14 protein-coding genes are annotated in these 17,152 nt (G+C 68.1%); 10 read left to right on the forward strand and 4 right to left on the reverse strand.

The window, feature by feature from the left end; genetic code table 11:
- The 3 genes from VF643_RS03820 to VF643_RS03830 all read right to left on the reverse strand — a co-directional run.
- The coding region (locus VF643_RS03820; RefSeq protein ID WP_331042047.1) for an acyl-CoA dehydrogenase at positions 1–666 on the reverse strand (666 nt) is incomplete at its 3' end.
- Positions 663–1,781 carry a CaiB/BaiF CoA-transferase family protein gene (locus tag VF643_RS03825; RefSeq protein ID WP_331042048.1) on the reverse strand — a complete coding sequence of 373 codons (1,119 nt, stop codon included), beginning with the start codon at positions 1,779–1,781 and terminating at the stop codon, positions 663–665. The genes VF643_RS03820 and VF643_RS03825, both read right to left, overlap by 4 nt.
- Positions 1,782–2,948, reverse strand: coding sequence for an acyl-CoA dehydrogenase family protein (locus VF643_RS03830; RefSeq protein ID WP_331042049.1), 1,167 nt, complete (start codon positions 2,946–2,948; stop codon positions 1,782–1,784).
- Between the two features lie 136 nt (positions 2,949–3,084).
- Between VF643_RS03830 and VF643_RS03835 the strand changes: the two genes are divergently transcribed.
- On the forward strand, positions 3,085–3,867 hold the full coding sequence (locus tag VF643_RS03835; RefSeq protein WP_331042050.1) for a formylglycine-generating enzyme family protein: 783 nt from the start codon (positions 3,085–3,087) through the stop codon (positions 3,865–3,867).
- Between the two features lie 7 nt (positions 3,868–3,874).
- On the opposite strand, the gene VF643_RS03840 is transcribed toward VF643_RS03835, so the two are convergent.
- The gene (locus tag VF643_RS03840) at positions 3,875–4,663 is read right to left on the reverse strand and encodes an enoyl-CoA hydratase/isomerase family protein (protein WP_331042051.1); all 789 of its coding nucleotides are present in this window, start codon (positions 4,661–4,663) and stop codon (positions 3,875–3,877) included.
- Positions 4,664–4,840: 177 nt separating this feature from the next.
- Between VF643_RS03840 and VF643_RS03845 the strand changes: the two genes are divergently transcribed.
- The 9 genes from VF643_RS03845 to VF643_RS03885 are packed head-to-tail and all read left to right on the forward strand — an operon-like array spanning position 4,841 to position 16,852.
- Positions 4,841–6,910, forward strand: coding sequence for a hydantoinase/oxoprolinase family protein (locus VF643_RS03845; RefSeq protein WP_331042052.1), 2,070 nt, complete (start codon positions 4,841–4,843; stop codon positions 6,908–6,910).
- Positions 6,910–8,787 (forward strand): hydantoinase B/oxoprolinase family protein, encoded by a 1,878-nt coding sequence (locus VF643_RS03850; protein WP_331042053.1) that lies wholly within the window; start codon positions 6,910–6,912, stop codon positions 8,785–8,787. Before VF643_RS03845 ends, VF643_RS03850 begins: the two co-directional genes overlap by 1 nt.
- Before the next feature lie 38 nt (positions 8,788–8,825).
- Positions 8,826–9,458: an isochorismatase family protein gene (locus VF643_RS03855; protein WP_331042054.1), complete on the forward strand. Its 633-nt coding sequence runs from the start codon at positions 8,826–8,828 to the stop codon at positions 9,456–9,458.
- The gene (locus VF643_RS03860) at positions 9,455–11,185 is read left to right on the forward strand and encodes a tannase/feruloyl esterase family alpha/beta hydrolase (protein ID WP_331042055.1); all 1,731 of its coding nucleotides are present in this window, start codon (positions 9,455–9,457) and stop codon (positions 11,183–11,185) included. The genes VF643_RS03855 and VF643_RS03860 overlap by 4 nt, the downstream gene beginning before the upstream one ends.
- Before the next feature lie 40 nt (positions 11,186–11,225).
- Positions 11,226–12,086 (forward strand): amidohydrolase family protein, encoded by an 861-nt coding sequence (locus VF643_RS03865; protein WP_331042056.1) that lies wholly within the window; start codon positions 11,226–11,228, stop codon positions 12,084–12,086.
- Entirely contained in the window at positions 12,086–13,597 is a 1,512-nt protein-coding gene (locus VF643_RS03870; RefSeq protein ID WP_331042057.1) for a class I adenylate-forming enzyme family protein, read from the forward strand. The genes VF643_RS03865 and VF643_RS03870 overlap by 1 nt, the downstream gene beginning before the upstream one ends.
- Positions 13,594–14,745 carry an NAD(P)H-dependent flavin oxidoreductase gene (locus VF643_RS03875; RefSeq protein ID WP_331042058.1) on the forward strand — a complete coding sequence of 384 codons (1,152 nt, stop codon included), beginning with the start codon at positions 13,594–13,596 and terminating at the stop codon, positions 14,743–14,745. Before VF643_RS03870 ends, VF643_RS03875 begins: the two co-directional genes overlap by 4 nt.
- Entirely contained in the window at positions 14,745–15,533 is a 789-nt protein-coding gene (locus VF643_RS03880) for an enoyl-CoA hydratase/isomerase family protein (protein WP_331042059.1), read from the forward strand. Before VF643_RS03875 ends, VF643_RS03880 begins: the two co-directional genes overlap by 1 nt.
- Complete coding sequence (locus tag VF643_RS03885; RefSeq protein WP_331042060.1) at positions 15,530–16,852, forward strand: MFS transporter; 1,323 nt, start codon at positions 15,530–15,532, stop codon at positions 16,850–16,852. The genes VF643_RS03880 and VF643_RS03885 overlap by 4 nt, the downstream gene beginning before the upstream one ends.
- Positions 16,853–17,152: the final 300 nt, after the last annotated feature.

A 17,152-nucleotide genomic window follows, 5' to 3' on the forward strand; every position in this document is an offset into this window, starting at 1 on the left:
GAACGCTTGCAGCGGTTTGGCCGGTCGAGACCGGAGATGATGGTCGATCAGCAGCGTCGCGATCAGCGGGCCATGGACGACGAGCCCCGGATAGCCCTCCCGGTCGCGGGCATAGTCGCGGTCATAGTGGATGCGGTGGGCGTTGAACGTGAGCGCCGAGAACCGGAACAGCGCCGTGGCGTTGAGGGTCACGACTCGCGTGATTTCGGGCGTGCCGACGTGCGACTCGGCTGCTGGCGGCGGCGGCGCGGCGATGGCGTCCGGGTCGTGCGTCGCGCGATAGACGATGTCCTGCTCCTCCTCGATCGCGGGCGCGCCGTTCGAACGGATGCTGTGGGCCAGCGTCACGAACCGCATCGGCCCCGACCGGCCCGACTTGAGCACCGAGGAGGTCTCGACCGTCCGGCGTTCGAGCGTGGCCCCGAGGGGCACGGGCGCGAGGAAGCGGACGCGGCTGCCCGCCCACATCCGTCGCGTCAGCCCGTCGGGATCGTCGCGGCGGGGATGGCCGTCTTCGCCGAGCGCCGACTGGCGCACCTTGGGCGGGAAGCACAGCCAGTGCGCCAGCGGCGGCAGCTCGCCGGGCGGCCAGGGTGGATCGTCGTGATCGAGCAGCGCCGCCAGCAGTTCCACCCGCTGCGGGTCGGCGACGTCGCGCTCGGTCATGCGAACTCCGCGCGGATGCGGGCGCTGTCCGCGCCCAGCGCGGGGACGGCGCCGATGGGTGCCGACTCGCTGTCCCAACGCACCGGGGAGGCGGGCAGCGACACCGGCCCGGATGGGGTCGGCACCGCCACCCGCCGCAGTTGCGGGTGTGCCGAGAGGCCGTCGACCCCGTTCAGTCGTGCCCAGGCGGTGCCCGCCGTCTCGAAGCGGGCGATCAGGGCGTCCGAGTCGAGCGTCGCGAAGCGGCTTGCCACCGTGGCATCGAGCACCGCCCGGTTCGTGCACCGCGCGGCATTGTTGGCGAAGCGCGGGTCGCTGGCCAATGCGTCGTCGCCCAGCACCGTCGCGCAGAAGCGCCGCCACTCGCGCTCGTTCTGGATGGAGACGACCAGCGTCACGCCGTCGCCTGCATCGAAAGCGCCGTAGGGCGCGATCGAAGGGTGGCTGAGGCCGGCACGGTGCGGCGCCTGGCCGGCATAGTCATAGTGGAGCAGGGGCACGCTCATCCAGTCGGCGACGCCGTCGAACAGCGATACCGCGATGCCGCGCGCGCGGCCAGTGCGCTCCCGCTCGAACAGCGCCTGCAGGATTGCGGCATGTGCGTTCATGCCACAGCCGATATCGGCGACCGACACGCCGACGCGCGCGGGGCCGGCGTCGTTGCCGGTGACGCTCGCCAGCCCCGCCTCGCACTGAATGAGGAAGTCGTAGGCCTTCATCCCGGCGCCCGGCCCGGCCTCGCCATAGCCGGAGATATCGCAGGTGATCAGCCGTGGATGACGCGCGCGCAGGGCGGCCGAGCCGAAGCCCGCCCGCGCCGCCGCGCCGGGCGCGAGGTTCTGGATGAAGACATCGGCGCGCGCGAGCAGCCGCTCCAGCAGCGCCGTGTCGTTCGGCGTCTTGATGTCGATCGTCAGCGATTCCTTGCCACGGTTCAGCCAGACGAAATACGCGCTCTCGCCATGCGCGACCGCGTCATAACCGCGCGCGAAATCGCCCTCCGCGCGTTCCAGCTTGATTACTCGCGCGCCTGCTTCAGCCAGCCGCGCGGTGCACAAGGGTGCCGCCACCGCCTGTTCCAGCGCCACGACCAGGATGCCGTCCAGCGCCCCCATTCAGAAAGACTTCGGCAGGCCGAGGACATGCGTCCCGACATGGCTGAGGATCAGGTTGGTCGAGATCGGCGCGACCTGGTACAGCCGCGTCTCGCGGAATTTGCGCTCGACGTCATATTCCTCGGCGAAACCGAAGCCGCCATGGGTCTGGACGCACATGTCGGCGGCGTACCAGCTCGCTTCTGAGGCGAGCATCTTGGCCATGTTGGCCTCGGTCCCGCCGCCGCCCGCGCCCTCGTCGAACAGCCGTGCCGCCTTGTCGACCATCTCGGCCGCGGCGGTCAGCTGGACGTGCGCGCGCGCGATCGGGAACTGGACGCCCTGGTTCTCACCGATCGCCCTGCCGAAGACATGGCGCTCGCGCGCATAGGCGCTCGCCTTGTCGATGAAGAAGCGCCCGTCGCCGATGCACTCGGCGGCGATCAGGATACGCTCGGCGTTCATCCCCGACAGGATGTAGCGAAAGCCCTTGCCCTCCTCGCCGATCAGATTGGCGGCCGGGACGCTCAGATCGTCGAAGAACAGTTCGGTCGTAGCATGGTTCAGCATCGTGCGGATCGGGCGGATGGTGAGGCCGTTGCCGACTGCCGTGCGCATGTCGAGCATCAGCACGCTCATCCCATCGGACGGTTTGGCGCATTGCTCTCGCGGCGTCGTGCGCACCAGCAGGACCATCAGGTCGCTATGCTCGGCGCGGCTGATCCAGATCTTCTGTCCGGACACCACATAGTTGTCGCCGTCTCGGCGCGCGAAGGTGCGGATGCGCGTGGTGTCGGTCCCCGCCGTGGGCTCGGTGACGCCGAAGGCCTGCAGGCGCAGTTCGCCGCTCGCGACCTTGGGCAGGTACATCTGTTTCTGCGCGTCGGAGCCGTGCTTCAGCACCGTGCCCATGGTGTACATCTGCGCGTGGCACGCGCCACCGTTGCAGCCGGAGCGGTGAACCTCTTCGAGTACGGCGGTGGCCGCCGCCAGTCCTAGCCCGGATCCGCCATATTCCTCCGGGATCAGCACCGACAGGAAGCCGGCTTGCGTCAGCGCGGTCACGAACTCGGTCGGATAGGCGCGGTCGCGGTCGAGCGCCTGCCAATAGGGGCCGGCAAAGTCGGCGCACAGCCGCCGCACCGCCTCGCGGACTTCGGGATAGCTCTGTTCGCCCAGATCGATCATCGTTCGCTCTATCCTGCCTGACGGTTCAGTAGGACATACAGCGCGGCCGACGCCAATGTCCGCCGTCGCGCAACCGGATAGTGGGCCGCTCCTCGCCGAAGCTGGCTGCCTTCGGTACGGCGGCTAGGGTGCAAACATGAAGCGGACGATCCTCCTCGCCGGCCTGCTTGTCGGATGCGCGGTTCGGCCGTCCGCCGATGTGCGGGTAGCGGCGATGGTTCGGGTGGGAGAACGCCTCGCCATGGCCGGAACCGAGGTGACGCGAGGCGATTTCGCTCGCTTCGCCGCCGCGACCGGCCGAATGCCCGACGGGCCGTGCGGCTTTCTCGCCGACGGACCGAGCAACCGCTGGGTGGCGGACCTTGACCACAGCTGGCAAAGTCCCGGCTTCGCGCAGACCGATCGGCATCCGGTGGTCTGCGTCGACTTTGCCGATGCGAACGCCTATGCGGTATGGCTGAACAAGCGGACCGGCCGCCGTTTCCGCCTGCCGACCGCGACCGAATGGGAACGCGCCGCGCGCGCCGGGACCAAGGGCGAGCGTTGGTGGGGAGCGGACCTCCCTTGCGCCTATGCGAACGTCGCGGATCGTGCGCGCGCGCGGCTCGATCTGGCGGGCGTGATCGACCCTGCGACCGTGTTCGACTGCGAGGACGGTCACGCCCGGACCGCGCCGGTCGGCTCTTATGGCGCCAATCCGTGGGGGCTGCACGACATGCTGGGCAATGTCTGGGAATGGACGCTCGACTGCGCCGAGCCCGGGGTTGCGATGGACGCCTGCGCGTCGCCGATCGATCGCGGCGGTTCGTGGACCAACTCGCCGAAATATCTGAGCGCGGCGGTGCGGCATCCCGATTTGCGCGGCGCGCGCACTACCGTCCTGGGTTTCAGGCTGGTGGAGGACCTGCCGCCGCGCTGATCGCCGCTCAGGCGCGTCCGCGCCAGTTCGGCTCACGCTTCTCGCGAAAGGCGCGGTAACCCTCGCGCCCATAGGGCTGGTTGGCCATGTAGTCGGCGAAGTTGGCGAGTTCTAGCTCGGTGCCCGCCGCGACGCCCAGGTCCGCGCCCTCGATATAGACGCGCTTGAGCGCCGCGATCGCCGCGCGCGGCTTGTCGATGATCGTCCCCGCGAACGCCCGGGATTCCTCAAGCAGCCGGGCGAGCGGCACCGACTTCAGCGCCAGTCCGATCGCGACCGCCTCCGGCCCGCTGTACCAGCGCGCGGTCCATAGGATTTCCTTGGCGCGCTGATCGCCGACCCGGCGGCGCAGGCGCAGCGACACGAACGCAGGCACCACGCCCGCGTCGGTGTGGACGTCGCCGATCTTCGCCTCGTCCGCGATGATGCAGAAGTCGCAGCCGAGCGTCATCTCGAACCCACCCGCGCGGGCAAAGCCGTTGATCGCCGCGATCGTCGGGATCTCCAGCGCTTCAATGCGCTCGACGATCCGCGACAGGCGGCGGACGGTGGTGGTGAAATAGGCGAGATCGTCGAAGGCGCGGTCGAGCAGATCGAGGTCGAGCCCGACGCAGAAAGCCTTGCCCGTGCCGGTGACGATCAGCGCCCGGATAGCCTGATCGGCCTCCACTCTTTCCAGTATCGCCTCAAGGTCCGCCAGCCGCTCTTCCGAGATGCCGTTCAAACGCTCGGGCGTGGTGAAGGTCGCCACGGCGATCCGGTCGGTCACCTCGAAGGTCAGGCTGGTGAACGCCATGCTCGGTCCTCGTGCGGGAAGTGGATGCGAGACGATCCTGTGCATGCTCGCTGCACGCGCGCAGCCCTTGCCGCGCAGGCCACCGCGTTTCGGTTATCGACGGGAAGGCGTTGGACGCGTGACCACCGAGGGGCTTGTTCTCGGCCCGAGGGACCCATGGTCGCGAGAGGATAAAGCATGGGCTATCGCCTGGGTGTCGATGTCGGCGGCACCTTCACCGACCTGCTGCTGTTCGATCAGGGATCGGGCGCATTCTGGCGGCACAAGACGCCGTCCACGCCGCACGACAGCTCCGAAGGCATCCTGACCGGCGTCAACCGGATCTGCGCGGATGCGGGGATCACGCCTGCGGAGGTCGAGATCTTCCTGCACGGCACCACCGTCGCAACGAACGCGGTGCTGGAAGGGAAGGGCGCGCGCGTCGGGCTGGTGACGACCCAGGGCTACCGCCAGATCATGCAGATTGCGCGCAGTTTCGTCCCCGGCGGCCTTGCCGGCTGGATCGTCTGGCCCAAGCCGGAGCCGCTGGCGAAGCTGGAGGATACCGTCGAGATCAAGGGGCGGATGGATGCGCAGGGCCGCGAGGTCCGCGCGATCGACGACGCGGACATCCGGGCAGCGTTGGAGAAGTTGAAGGCGCAGGGGATCGAGGCGCTGACCGTCAGTCTGATCAACGCCTATCTAAACGGCGCCCACGAAAAGCTCGTGGGTGAGCTGGCGGCCGAGATCATGCCGGACGTGCCGATCTCGCTCAGCCACGAAGTGCTGCCCGAAATGCAGGAATATGAGCGCACGCTGACGACGGTCGCCAACGCGGCGGTGCGGCCGATCGTCGGCCGGTACGTCCGCAACCTGCGTGACAAACTGCGCGGCGCAGGCATGGCGGGCAAGCTCAGCCTGCTGCGTTCGGACGGCGGGCTGATGACTTCGGAGAAGTCCGAAGAGCACCCCGTGTCGCTGCTGATGTCGGGACCGGCCGGCGGCGTCACCGGCGCGATCTGGGTCGGCAAGAATGCCGGTATTCGCAACATCCTGACCCTGGACGTGGGCGGCACCTCCACCGATGTGGCGCTGATCGAGAATCTGGAAGCGCGGCGGGTGCGTACGACGGAGGTCGGGCATCTGTCGGTGCGCGCGTCCGCGCTCGACGTGAAGACCGTCGGCGCTGGCGGCGGTTCGATCGCCTATGTGCCCGAACTGACCGGCGCGCTGCGCGTCGGCCCGCAATCGGCGGGCGCGGTTCCCGGTCCGGTGGCTTATGGCAAGGGCGGCACCCAGCCGACGGTCACCGACGCCAACGTCGTGCTCGGCTATCTGCCCGAATCGCTGCTCGGCGGCACCTTCAAGCTCGACCGCGAGGGTGCGAAGGCGGCGGTGCAGACGATCGCCGACCAGCTCGGCATCGATCTGTACGCGGCGGCGCGGGGCATCATCGACATCGTCAACGAGAACATGTTCGGGGCGCTGCGCATGATCTCCGTCCAGCAGGGCTATGACCCTCGCGACTTCGCGCTGATGGGCTTTGGCGGGGCGGGGCCGCTCCACCTCAACGCCGTAGCGCGGCTGATGGGCAGCTGGCCGGCGATCTCCCCGGTCAGCCCCGGCGTGCTCTGCGCGCTGGGCGACGCCACCACGCGCATGCGCACCGAAAGCGCGCGCAGCTTCTCGCAGCTCGCGTCGCGGACGTCGCTCGAAGAGCTGCGCGCGATCCTGGACGACATGGCGGCACAGACCCGCGCCGAGTTGGAGGCCGAGGGGATCGCCGCGGCCGACGTCGTGCTCAGCTTCGAGATCGACGTGCGTTATTCGGGACAGGCGTTCGAGGTGCCGATGGAGGTGACGCTCGACGACCTGACGGCGTATGGCATCGGCTGGCTGACGGGGCGGTTCGACGACGAACACCGCCGCCTGTTCACCTTCAACATGGACAGCGAGCACGAGATCGTGAACCTGCGCGCGGTCGCGATGGGCAAGCCGCCCGAGCTGCCCGCCGCCCCGCTGCCCGAAGGCAATGGCGATCCGGCGGCGGCCAAGCTGCGCGACCATGAGCTGTGGATGGACGGGGCCATGCGCCACGCCGTCATCTACGACCGCGCCAGGCTGCGCGCCGGCGATCGTATCCCGGGACCCGCCATCGTCGTCGAGATGGACTCGACGACGCTGATCGAGGGCGGCTGCACGGCCCTGGTCGACCGCGTCGGCAACATCCTGATCACCCCCCAAGCGCCTTCCGCGGAGAGCCACTGATGCCCGCCACGATCATCCAGGCGAACGACACGCCCTTCGCCCCGGTGCCGATCGACCCGGTCACGCTGGACATCATCGAGAACGCGCTGCGCAATGCGCGTATCGAGATGGACGCGACGCTGGTCCGCACGGCGATGTCGCCCGGCATCCGCGAACAGGGCGACGCCTTTCCCCTGATCGCCGATCATAAGGGCCGGATGATCGTCGGCCAGTTCGGCAGCTATATCGGGCCGTTCCTCGACGGTTATGACGGCACGGTCGAGGACGGCGACATGATCTTCCTGTCCGATCCCTATTCGGTCAGCGGCGCGATCAGCCACCTCAACGACTGGCTGGTGCTGCTGCCGGTGTTCAAGGATGGGAGGGTGATCGCCTATACCTCGATGTTCGGCCATCAGAGCGACATCGGCGGCAAGGTCGCGGGCAGCATGCCGATCGACGCGACCAGCATCTTCCAGGAGGGGGTGCGAATCCCACCGGTCAAGATCTGGAAGCGCGGCGAGTATAACGAGGAGCTGATCAAGCTCGTCATGGCGCAGTCGCGCTCGCCCGAATGGTGCAAGGCGGATCTGAACGCGCTGATCGCGTCGTGCCGTGTCGCGGCACGACGCGTGATCGAGATGGCGGTGCGCTTTGGCGACGACGTGTTCGTGTCGGCCTGCGAAAATCTGCTCGCGCGCAACCATCGCGCGATGAAGGCGCTGATCGAGCAGGCGATCGGCGAAGCGCCGGTGAGCTTCGAGGATTATATCTGCGACGACGGCATGGGCTATGGTCCGTACAAGATCAAATGCACCATGTGGCGCGAGAACGGCCGTGTCGTGCTCGACTTCGACGGCACCGATCCGCAGTCGGGGGCATCGATCAACTTCCTGTTGAACGAGAACATGATGCGCATGTTCTTCGGCATCTACATGATCATGGTGTTCGATCCGCAGATCCTGTTCAACGACGGCTATTACGACCTGATCGACGTGCGCATTCCGGAAGGCTCGCTGCTGAAGCCGGCGTTCCCGGCCGCGCTGTCGGGGCGGACGCATGCGCTGGGACGGTTGTTCGACATCCTTGGGGGTCTGCTGGGCCAGAAGACGCCGGAGTTCCTCAACGCCGCCGGCTTCTCCTCGTCGCCGCACCTGTTCTACTCGGGCCGCGACCGGGCGGGAAAGTGGTTCCAGCTGTTCCAGATCGGCTTCGGCGGCATCCCAGGCCGGCCGCTGGGCGACGGCCCGGACGGGCACAGCCTCTGGCCCAACTTCACCAACGTGCCCAACGAGTTTCTCGAACGCTACTTTCCGCTGCGGATCGAGCAATACACGACGGTCGCGGATTCGGGCGGGGCCGGGCTGCACCGGGGCGGCAACGGCATCCTGATGACGTACAAGTTCCTGGAGCCCGGCGAGATCGCGATCCACGACGACCGCTGGTTTACCATGCCCTGGGGCGTCAACGGCGGCGAGCCCGGCGCCCGCGCGCGCAAGGTGCTGCGCAAGGCGAACGGCACGACCACGATCGTCGGCAACAAGCGCGAGGACCTGCGCGTCGATGCCGGCGATGAACTCGATTTCATCACCTGGGGCGGCGGCGGCTGGGGCGATCCGCTCGATCGCGACCCTGCGATCGTGGCGAAGGAGGTTGTGCAGGGTCTCCTCACGCGGGACGGTGCGCGCAGCTATGGCGTGGTCATCGCCCCGGCGGGCCACGTCGACGAGGTCGCCACCGCCGGGTTGCGCGAGCAGCTCCGCCGCGAGCGCGGCGCGATCCAGCTGTTCAACTACGGGCCGCCGATCGAGGAGCTGCGCGCCAACTGCGAGGCCGAAACGGGCCTCCCCGCGCCTGTCGCGCCGCAGTGGGAAGAGTATCGGATGGCTGCGGAGTAGCGCGGCGTGGATGAGCACAACAGCCAGGTCTGTGCGGCATGACCGATCTCCGCGACAGCTATGCGGGTGCCTTTGACGGCCGGCTGACGCCGGGCCGCAGGGCCGCGCTGCTGATCGTCGACGTGGTGCTGGCCTATCTCGATCCGGCTTCCAATCTGTATGCCGCCGCCGAGCCCGCGCTTGCATCCAACGAACGGATCCTCGACGCTGCACGGACCGCGGGCGTTCCTGTGGTCTTTACCAACGTGGAATACCAGGCGGGCGGCGCCGATGGTGGCCAGTTCTACCGCAAGGTTCCCGCGCTGAAGGCGTTCCTGAAGGGCTCGCCGATGGGCGCGTTCCCGCCGACGCTCCAGCCGCGCGTCGACGAGATCGTCGTCACCAAGCAATACGCCTCGGCCTTCTTCGGGACGTCACTCGCCGCCACGCTGCGGACGCTAGAGGTCGACTCCGTCGTCATCACCGGCTTCTCGACCTCGGGCTGCGTCCGGGCGAGTGCGCTGGACGCGCTCCAGAACGGCTTCGTCCCGTTCGTGGTGCGCGACGCGTGCGCCGATCGCCACCCCGCGCCGCACGAAGCCAATCTGTTCGACCTTCAGGCCAAATATGCCGAGGTGGTGAGCGAGGCCGAGGCGCTGGTACTGATGGCGGAGATGGGAACCGTGGGATGACGATGCTGACCCGCGTGATGCTGTTCCTCGCCGCGATGGTGGCGTTTACCGCTCCCGCCCGGGCTCACCCGCAAGGGCCAGCCATTCCTGCCGAAGAGGGCTGCCGCACGCTGGAAGGCGATCGTTTCGCCAACCTCCCCAACGTCCCGACCCACATCGTTAAGGCGACCTTTCGGCCCGCCGCCGCCGGCAAGCGGGCCGCCTGCCTGGTAGAGGGCTATGTCAACCCGACGGTCAACTTCGCGATCCTGCTGCCCGCCGCCGACTGGAACGGGCGGTATGTGGTGCGCGGGTGCGGCGGCAGCTGCGGCATCGTCGCGGTGGACCTGGCGTGCAGCGGCCATGTGCGCGACGGCTATGCGTGCCTGCACACCGACATGGGCCACCGCTCGACGTTGAGCGACAACAATTGGGTGGCAGGCAACCTGCAGGGGCTGGTCGATTTCGGCTATCGCGCCACGCATGTCACCACCGCCGCCGGGCGCGCGATCATCAAGGCCTTTTACGGCAGCGATCCGCGCTACAGCTATTTCTTCGCCTGCTCGACCGGCGGCCGCCAGGGCCTGATCGAGGCGCAGCGCTTCCCCGACGATTTCGACGGCATCGTCGCCATCGCGCCCGCCAGCATGGCGCCGTTCGGCCGCAACAAGCCACCCACGATCACCGAGGTTGATGCGTTCAACCTCGACGCGGCCGGCAGGCCGATCCTGCCCAACCGCAAGGCGCTGCTGATCCACCGCGCCGCAATCCGCCGCTGCGACCGGGCCGACGGCCTCCTCGACGGCGTCATATCGAAGCCGTTGGCGTGCGGGTTCAAGCCGGCCGAGCTGCTCTGCAATACCGCCGACAGCCGCGACTGCCTGACCGCCGAGCAGGTCGGTGTCGCGGACAAGCTGTACCGCCTGCGCGGCGCACAGCCGGGGTCCGAGTTCAACTGGATCGGCAATTTCCTGCGCAACGCCAGCCTGCCCGGCGAAGCGTCGATCCCGCTGTTCGATCTCGGCGTGGGTCGCGGCGACCCCGTCGTCGTTGAGACGCTGAACGCGCCGAACAACCCCGATCTGCGGCCGTTCCGCGACCGTGGCGGCAAGCTGATCCTGGTGCATGGCTGGTCCGATTTCTCGGTGATGCCGCCGCCGACGATCGACTATTATGAGACGGTCACGCGCACGATGGGCGGACCGGCGGCGACCGCCCGGTTTGCGCGGCTCTACATGGTGCCCGGCATGGACCATTGCAGCGGCGGCGATGGCGCGTACGCGATCGACTATCTGGGCGCGATCACGCGCTGGGCGGAGAAAGGGGAGGCGCCCGCCGCGCTGCGCGGGGTAAAGCCAGTGCCGGGCGCGCCGCTCGACTATTTCTCGGTCGACCTGCCGTTGATGGACCGCAAGTACATCGCGTTCGAGCGCGATCACCGCGCCTGGCCGGGCGACAGCGTAGCGGTCGGGGGCCGTCCGGCCGTCGCCTCCCCGCAGGCGCCGCAGCCGCTCGACCAAGCGCTGCTGACCACCGTTCGATCCGCCGAAAAGACCGGCACCGCGGCCGGCTTTCCCCGGCGCACGACGCTGAACCTGATGCTCAAGTCGCTGTGGGAGACGCTCTACCGCGCCGATCAGGGCGCGGCCACGCAGACAGCAGCACTCGCGGCGGTGCCGGTCGACGGCCTGTCGCCGCTCGCGCGTGAGGCGATCGCGCGGATGCAGGCCGAGCTGCGGCTCGACTGATGCGCCCAGCAGTCCTCCTAACCCTCGACACGGTGGCAGCATGAGCGGCTATATCGACATCGTCTGCAACATCTACACGCCCGAGGCGGTCGCCAACGGCTGGACCGGCCTGGACGACGATTTCAAACGCCAGGTGCGGATGCCGCCCGAGATGTTCGGCGGCCTGTCGATGGAAGAGTATCTGCGCAAGATGGACCGCGCGGGCATCGAGCGGTCGCTGCTGATCGCGGTGCGCGCCGGCGACATGAACGTGAAGCACAGCTGGGAGATCCCTTACCGCGTGATCGCCGACATCTGTCGCGCGCATCCCGATCGGTTTTCAGGCCTCGCCGGCATCGACCAGACTCGCGGGATGCAGGGGCTGCGCGACCTGACCCAGGCGGTCGAGGAGTACGGGTTCGTCGGCGCGCACTGGTATCCGCACTGGTTCGGCAGCCCGCCGGACTGTGCGCAGATCTATCCCTATTACGCGAAGTGTTGCGAGCTCGACGTGCCGATCATGATGCAGGTCGGGCAGAACCTGGTCTATTCCAAGGAGCGCCGGCTGCCGTCGGTCGCGCGGCCGATCCTGCTCGATCAGGTCGCGATCGACTTCCCCGACCTGTCGGTGATCGGCATCCATATCGGCGTCCCCTGGACCGACGAGATGATCGCGATGTGCTGGAAGCACAGCAACGTCTACACCGCCGGCGACGCCTATGCACCCAAGCACTGGCCCAAACAGTATGTCCGCTATGCCGACAGCTATGGCAGCCACAAGGTACTGTTCGGCACCGACTGGCCGGTGATCGACCCCGAGCGCGCGGTCGCCGAGGTGGCTGACCTGGGCCTGCGCCCCGCGAGCCACGCTAAGATGATGCGCGAGAACGCGCTGACGGTGTTCAAGAAGCTGCCCCGCTGATGCGGCCGGAGAGCTTTCGCTCGCTGACCTTCGGCGGCGCGATCCGCGCGGCCGCGGCGCGCGATCCGACCAAGACCGCCATGATCATGACCGAACGGACGACCAGCTTCGCCGCACTGGCGACGCGGATGGACGGGCTGCGCGATGCGGCGATTGCGCAGGGCATCCGCAAGGGCGATGTCGCCGCGATCCTGTCGCGCAACTGCCCCGAGTTCATCGAGGTGGTGGCCGGCCTGCCCGAGGCAGGCGCCATGGTGGCGACGATCAATCCGCGGCTGACGCCCGGCGAGGTGCGCCGGACGCTGGAGGACTGCGGCGCGCGGCTCGTCTTCGTCGATGCCGTGTCGAAAACGCTGGTGCAGGACACCGAGCTGCCCGGTCTGACGATCATTGCGTTCGGCGAGGAATATGAGCAGTTCCTGGCGGACGCTCCCGACAACGTCGAGCTGCCGCGGATCGAGGAATGGGACGGCTGGACGCTGCCCTATACCTCCGGCACCACCGGCGCGCCCAAGGGCGTGGTGCTGTCGCATCGCTCCCGGATGCTGCTGGGCCTCATCTGCGCGGCCGAGTTCGGCTGCTTCGGTCCCGACGACCGGTTCCTTTGCATCGCCCCGTTCAATCATGGCGGTGGTATGGGCTTCCCCGCGAGCGCGCTGGCGGCGGGAGGCTCGATCGAGATCCTCGACAAGTTCGAGCCCGAGCTGGTGATCGAGCGGCTGAAGTGCGGCGGCATCACCGGCACGTTCATGGTGCCGACCCACTTCCAGATGATCTTCGCCCTGCCACCGGAGACTCTCGCCCAATTCGAGCGCCCGCCGATCCGGTCGATCCTGGCCAATGCAGCGCCGCTGCCGCAGGCCATGAAGGAGCGGATCATCCCCTATTTCGGGGACACGGTGCTCCACGAACTCTACGCCGCGACCGAGACCGGGCTGGTCTGCAATCTGCGGCCCAGGGATCAGCTGCGCAAGCGCAGCTGCGTCGGCACCCCCTTCCCGCATGTCGAGGCGGAGGTGCGACGCGACGACGGCCAGGTCTGCGCGCCCGACGAGGTCGGCGAGCTGTGGTGCCGCAACCCGGTGCTGTTCAGCGGCTATTGGAACCGCCCCGACGAGACCGCGGCGGCGGTGCGCGATGGCTGGGTGTCGGTGGGCGACATGGCGCGGCGCGACGCCGAAGGCTTTTTGTACATCGTCGACCGCAAGAAGGACATGGTGATCTCCGGCGGGGTCAACATCTACCCGCGCGAGATCGAGGAGGTGCTGTTCGCCCACCCGCAGATCGCCGACGTGGCGGTAATCGGGGTGCCCGATGACACCTGGGGCGAACGGCTGAAGGCCTTTGTCGTCCCGCGCGAGCCCGGCCTCACTGCCGACGCGCTGTCCGCCTTTTGCGCGGGCAAGATCGCGCCCTTCAAGATTCCGCGCGAACTCGCGCTGATCGACGCCCTGCCACGCAACGCCAACGGCAAGGTGCTCAAGAGCGAACTGAGAAAGGCCGACGCATGACCGACGATCCCCTGAAGCGCATCGGCATGGCGACGCCGATCTTCGGCTTCTCGCACTGCCGCGACGTCGTCGCCGCCGTGTCCAAGGCGGGCGGGGTCGGCGTCTATGGCGCGGGGCTGCATTCCGACGACCAGATCGCGATCGACCTGAAGTGGATCGAGGATCAGATCGGCGACCTACCCTATGGCATCGACCTGCTGATGCCGAGCAAATATGTTGGCAGCGAGAGCGGCGGCCTGTCGGGCGCGCAGGCCAAGGCGGCGATCCCGGCGGAGGTCACCGCCTTTCTCGACGACATGATGGTGCGTTACGACGTGCCGGAGGAGACGGGGGACGAGCCGGAGGACGAGTTCCTGGCGCTCGGCGGCCAACGCTACAGCGCGGCGCAGGCGCGCGGCATCCTGGACCTGGCCTTTGCGTCCAAGGCGAAGCTGCTGGTGAGTGCGCTCGGCGTGCCGCCGGCCGACGTGATTGACCAGGCGCATGCGCGAGGCATGGTCGTCGCGGCACTAGCCGGGCGGGTTAAGCATGCGCTGTCCCATGTGGCGGCGGGCGTCGATATCGTCATTGCGCAATCCTATGAGGCGGGCGGGCATACCGGCGAGATCGGCGGCATGGTCCTCACCCCGCTGATCGTCGATGCCGTCGCGCCCGTGCCGGTGCTGGCGGCGGGCGGCATCGCCGACGGGCGGCAAATGGCGGCGGCACTCGCGCTCGGGGCGAAGGGCGTATGGTGCGGATCGGTGTGGCTGCCGACCGGGGAGTCGGACCTGCTGCCAGTGGTCAAGCGCCGCCTGGTCGACGCCGCTGCCGAGGATACGCAGCGTACCCGCGCGATGACCGGCAAGCCCTCGCGGCTGCTCAAGACGGCGTGGGTGACCGAATGGGAGCGCCCCGACACCCCCGATCCACTTCCCAACCCGCTGCACGCGGTGGCGATCGGCAGCTATGTCAGCCGCATCGAAAAAGCCGCGGCATCGCCGCATGCGACCGCGCAGTCGGGTGCCGGCGCGCTCGCTCCCACCGCAGCGGGGCAGGTGATCGGCCTGATCTCCGAAGAGACCAGCTGCCGACAGGTGATGGTCGAGATGATGACCGGCTGCGTCGACGCGGTGGCGTCGGTGCAAGACCTGTTGGAGGCGCAGTGATGGCGGACACCCAACTCGCGATCGAGCGCAAGGGCGAGATTCTGTACGGCACATTCACCCAGGAAAAGGGCGTTCACTCGTTCAGTCTGGGTCTGCTCGATCAGCTCGACGGCTTCCTGGCCCGCATCGAGGACGAACCTGCGGTTCGTGCGGCGATCATCACTGCGCGCGGGCGCATCTTTTCGCTTGGCACCGACATGACGCAGATCGAGACCGGGCTCGGCGACTTCCGTCAGTTCCGTCATTACCTCGACCGGTTCAACGCCGTGATGGACCGGCTGGAGCGCGCGCCGGTGCCGACGATCGCGGCTGTAAACGGCCTGACGCGCGCGGGCGGGATCGAGGTCGTGCTCGCCTGCGACGTGGCGGTGATCGTGCGGGGCGCCAGGATCGGCGACATCCATACCGCCCAGTTCGCCATCCCCGCCGGCGGATCGACACAGCGGCTGCCGCGCCGCATCGGCGTACCGCGCGCGAAGGATCTGATCTGGAGCGGGCGTTTCCTCGCCGCGGACCAAGCCGTCGACTGGGGGCTTTGCCACGCGTTGGCCGAGGACGACGCGCTGATCGAGACCGCCGAAGCGCTCGCCGCGACCTATATCGACAAGCCCCGGCAATGCCTGTTCGAATGCAAGACGCTGATCAACCGCAGCGTCACCATGTCGCCGGCCGACGGAATCGAGCTCGAAAAGCAGCAGTTCCTCCACTACGTCCAGAACTACCCTTATGTGCGCGACGCGTTCGGGGCGTTCCGCGACGCCAAGCGCGCACCGGTCGTGGCGTCATGAGCGACGCGCTCGCCGGACGCGCGCCGCCGATGCCGGAGGAGGTGCCGGTGCCGATCGGCGGCTATCGCTGGTATGTCGTCGGCGTCCTGATCCTCGCTTATACCTTTTCCTATATCGACCGTTCGATCCTGACGCTGATGGTGGGGCCGATCCGCGCGTCGCTGGGCATCAGCGATGTCGAGCTGAGCATGTTGCACGGCCTCGCCTTTGCGCTGTTCTACACCATCTGCGGCATCCCGATCGGGCGGCTGGTCGACCGGCGCCGGCGCACGACGATCATCGCCGCCGGTGTCGCCTTTTGGAGCGGGATGACCGCGCTGTGCGGGCTGGCACAGAATTTCGTGCAGATGTTCCTGGCGCGGATCGGCGTCGGGGTGGGGGAGGCGGCGTTGTCGCCGGCGGCCTATTCGAGCTTCAGCGACTGGTTTGAGGGCAAGCAGCTGACCCGTGCGCTCAGCCTCTACAACAGCGCCATCTATGTCGGCGGTGGGCTAGCGACGATGGCCGGCGGCGCGCTGATCGCCTCCGTGCCGGCGGTCGACACGGCGCTGTTCGGGCAATTGGAGCCCTGGCGGGTGGTGTTCATCCTGGTCGGGTTACCGGGCTTCCTGATCGCGCTGCTGGTGCTCGCGCTGCGCGAGCCCGCGCGGCGCGGCCTGACCTCGCCCGACATTCCCAGCTTCCGCGCGGTGCTCGCCTATCTTTGGCAGCGGCGCGGCGCGTTCGGCTGGCTGATCGGCGGATTGGCGATCTCCAGCCTGATGTGGAACGGCGTGATCGCCTGGACGCCGGCGCACTTCATGCGCAATTTCGGCTGGACGCCGGCGGAGGTCGGCGCGCGGTACGGCCTGGCGCTGATCGTGTTCGGATCGGCCGGGGTGCTGTTTGGCGGCTGGTTGGCGGGCGTGATGCGGGACCGGGGGCGGGGCGACGCCAACGTGCGCATCGGCGTGATCTCGGCGCTGGCGGCGCTGCCGTTCGGCGTCGCCGCGCCGCTGATGCCGACCGGGGCGACCTCGCTAGCGCTGTTCTGCGGCTTCCTCTTCGCCGGCACCATCCCCTATGGCGGCGCGGCGGCGGCGCTGCAGGAGATGACGCCCAACCGGATGCGCGGGCAGGTGACGGCGATCTACCTGTTCTGCCTGAACCTCGTGGGCATCGGCCTGGGGCCGGTGATCGTCGCGCTGTTCACCGAGCAGCTGTACGGCGGCGATGCCTCGGTGCGCTATTCGATCGCCACCATCGTCGCGATCGCGGCGCCGATCTCGGCATTGGTGATGATGGCGGCGTGCCGTTCGACGCTCCGGCTGGGGCGCTGACCGAGTTGTAGGTGATGATGGCAGAGTCGCTCGCGACTGCCGCCGGGCGGTGACGGCGTTCAGCATCTCGCGGTGCCCCGTCGGGGTGGATGTGACGCTCGCGGCCTCCTTCGGGAAACACCGATCGACCTGACCGGCTGAGGCGGCCCAGCCGTTCTGCACCCTGACCTTGACGACATCGCGTGGGGCGCTGACTTCCTCGTCGAGCCGGGCAACGGCTGCATTGGCGATGTCCTAGTCCTTGCGCGCCATCTATGGATGCAGCTCGACCTTCAGCTACTCCACGACGACATCGACTCC

The organism is Sphingomonas sp., from assembly GCF_036387595.1.
Taxonomy (GTDB): domain Bacteria; phylum Pseudomonadota; class Alphaproteobacteria; order Sphingomonadales; family Sphingomonadaceae; genus Sphingomonas.

Coding starts and splice junctions, on each gene's coding strand:
- VF643_RS03825 (WP_331042048.1), bottom strand. CDS start 1,781: ATGGGGGCGCTGGACGGCATCCTGGTCGTGGCGCTGGAACAGGCGGTG.
- VF643_RS03830 (WP_331042049.1), bottom strand. CDS start 2,948: ATGATCGATCTGGGCGAACAGAGCTATCCCGAAGTCCGCGAGGCGGTG.
- VF643_RS03835 (WP_331042050.1), top strand. CDS start 3,085: ATGAAGCGGACGATCCTCCTCGCCGGCCTGCTTGTCGGATGCGCGGTT.
- VF643_RS03840 (WP_331042051.1), bottom strand. CDS start 4,663: ATGGCGTTCACCAGCCTGACCTTCGAGGTGACCGACCGGATCGCCGTG.
- VF643_RS03845 (WP_331042052.1), top strand. CDS start 4,841: ATGGGCTATCGCCTGGGTGTCGATGTCGGCGGCACCTTCACCGACCTG.
- VF643_RS03850 (WP_331042053.1), top strand. CDS start 6,910: ATGCCCGCCACGATCATCCAGGCGAACGACACGCCCTTCGCCCCGGTG.
- VF643_RS03855 (WP_331042054.1), top strand. CDS start 8,826: ATGACCGATCTCCGCGACAGCTATGCGGGTGCCTTTGACGGCCGGCTG.
- VF643_RS03860 (WP_331042055.1), top strand. CDS start 9,455: ATGACGATGCTGACCCGCGTGATGCTGTTCCTCGCCGCGATGGTGGCG.
- VF643_RS03865 (WP_331042056.1), top strand. CDS start 11,226: ATGAGCGGCTATATCGACATCGTCTGCAACATCTACACGCCCGAGGCG.
- VF643_RS03870 (WP_331042057.1), top strand. CDS start 12,086: ATGCGGCCGGAGAGCTTTCGCTCGCTGACCTTCGGCGGCGCGATCCGC.
- VF643_RS03875 (WP_331042058.1), top strand. CDS start 13,594: ATGACCGACGATCCCCTGAAGCGCATCGGCATGGCGACGCCGATCTTC.
- VF643_RS03880 (WP_331042059.1), top strand. CDS start 14,745: ATGGCGGACACCCAACTCGCGATCGAGCGCAAGGGCGAGATTCTGTAC.
- VF643_RS03885 (WP_331042060.1), top strand. CDS start 15,530: ATGAGCGACGCGCTCGCCGGACGCGCGCCGCCGATGCCGGAGGAGGTG.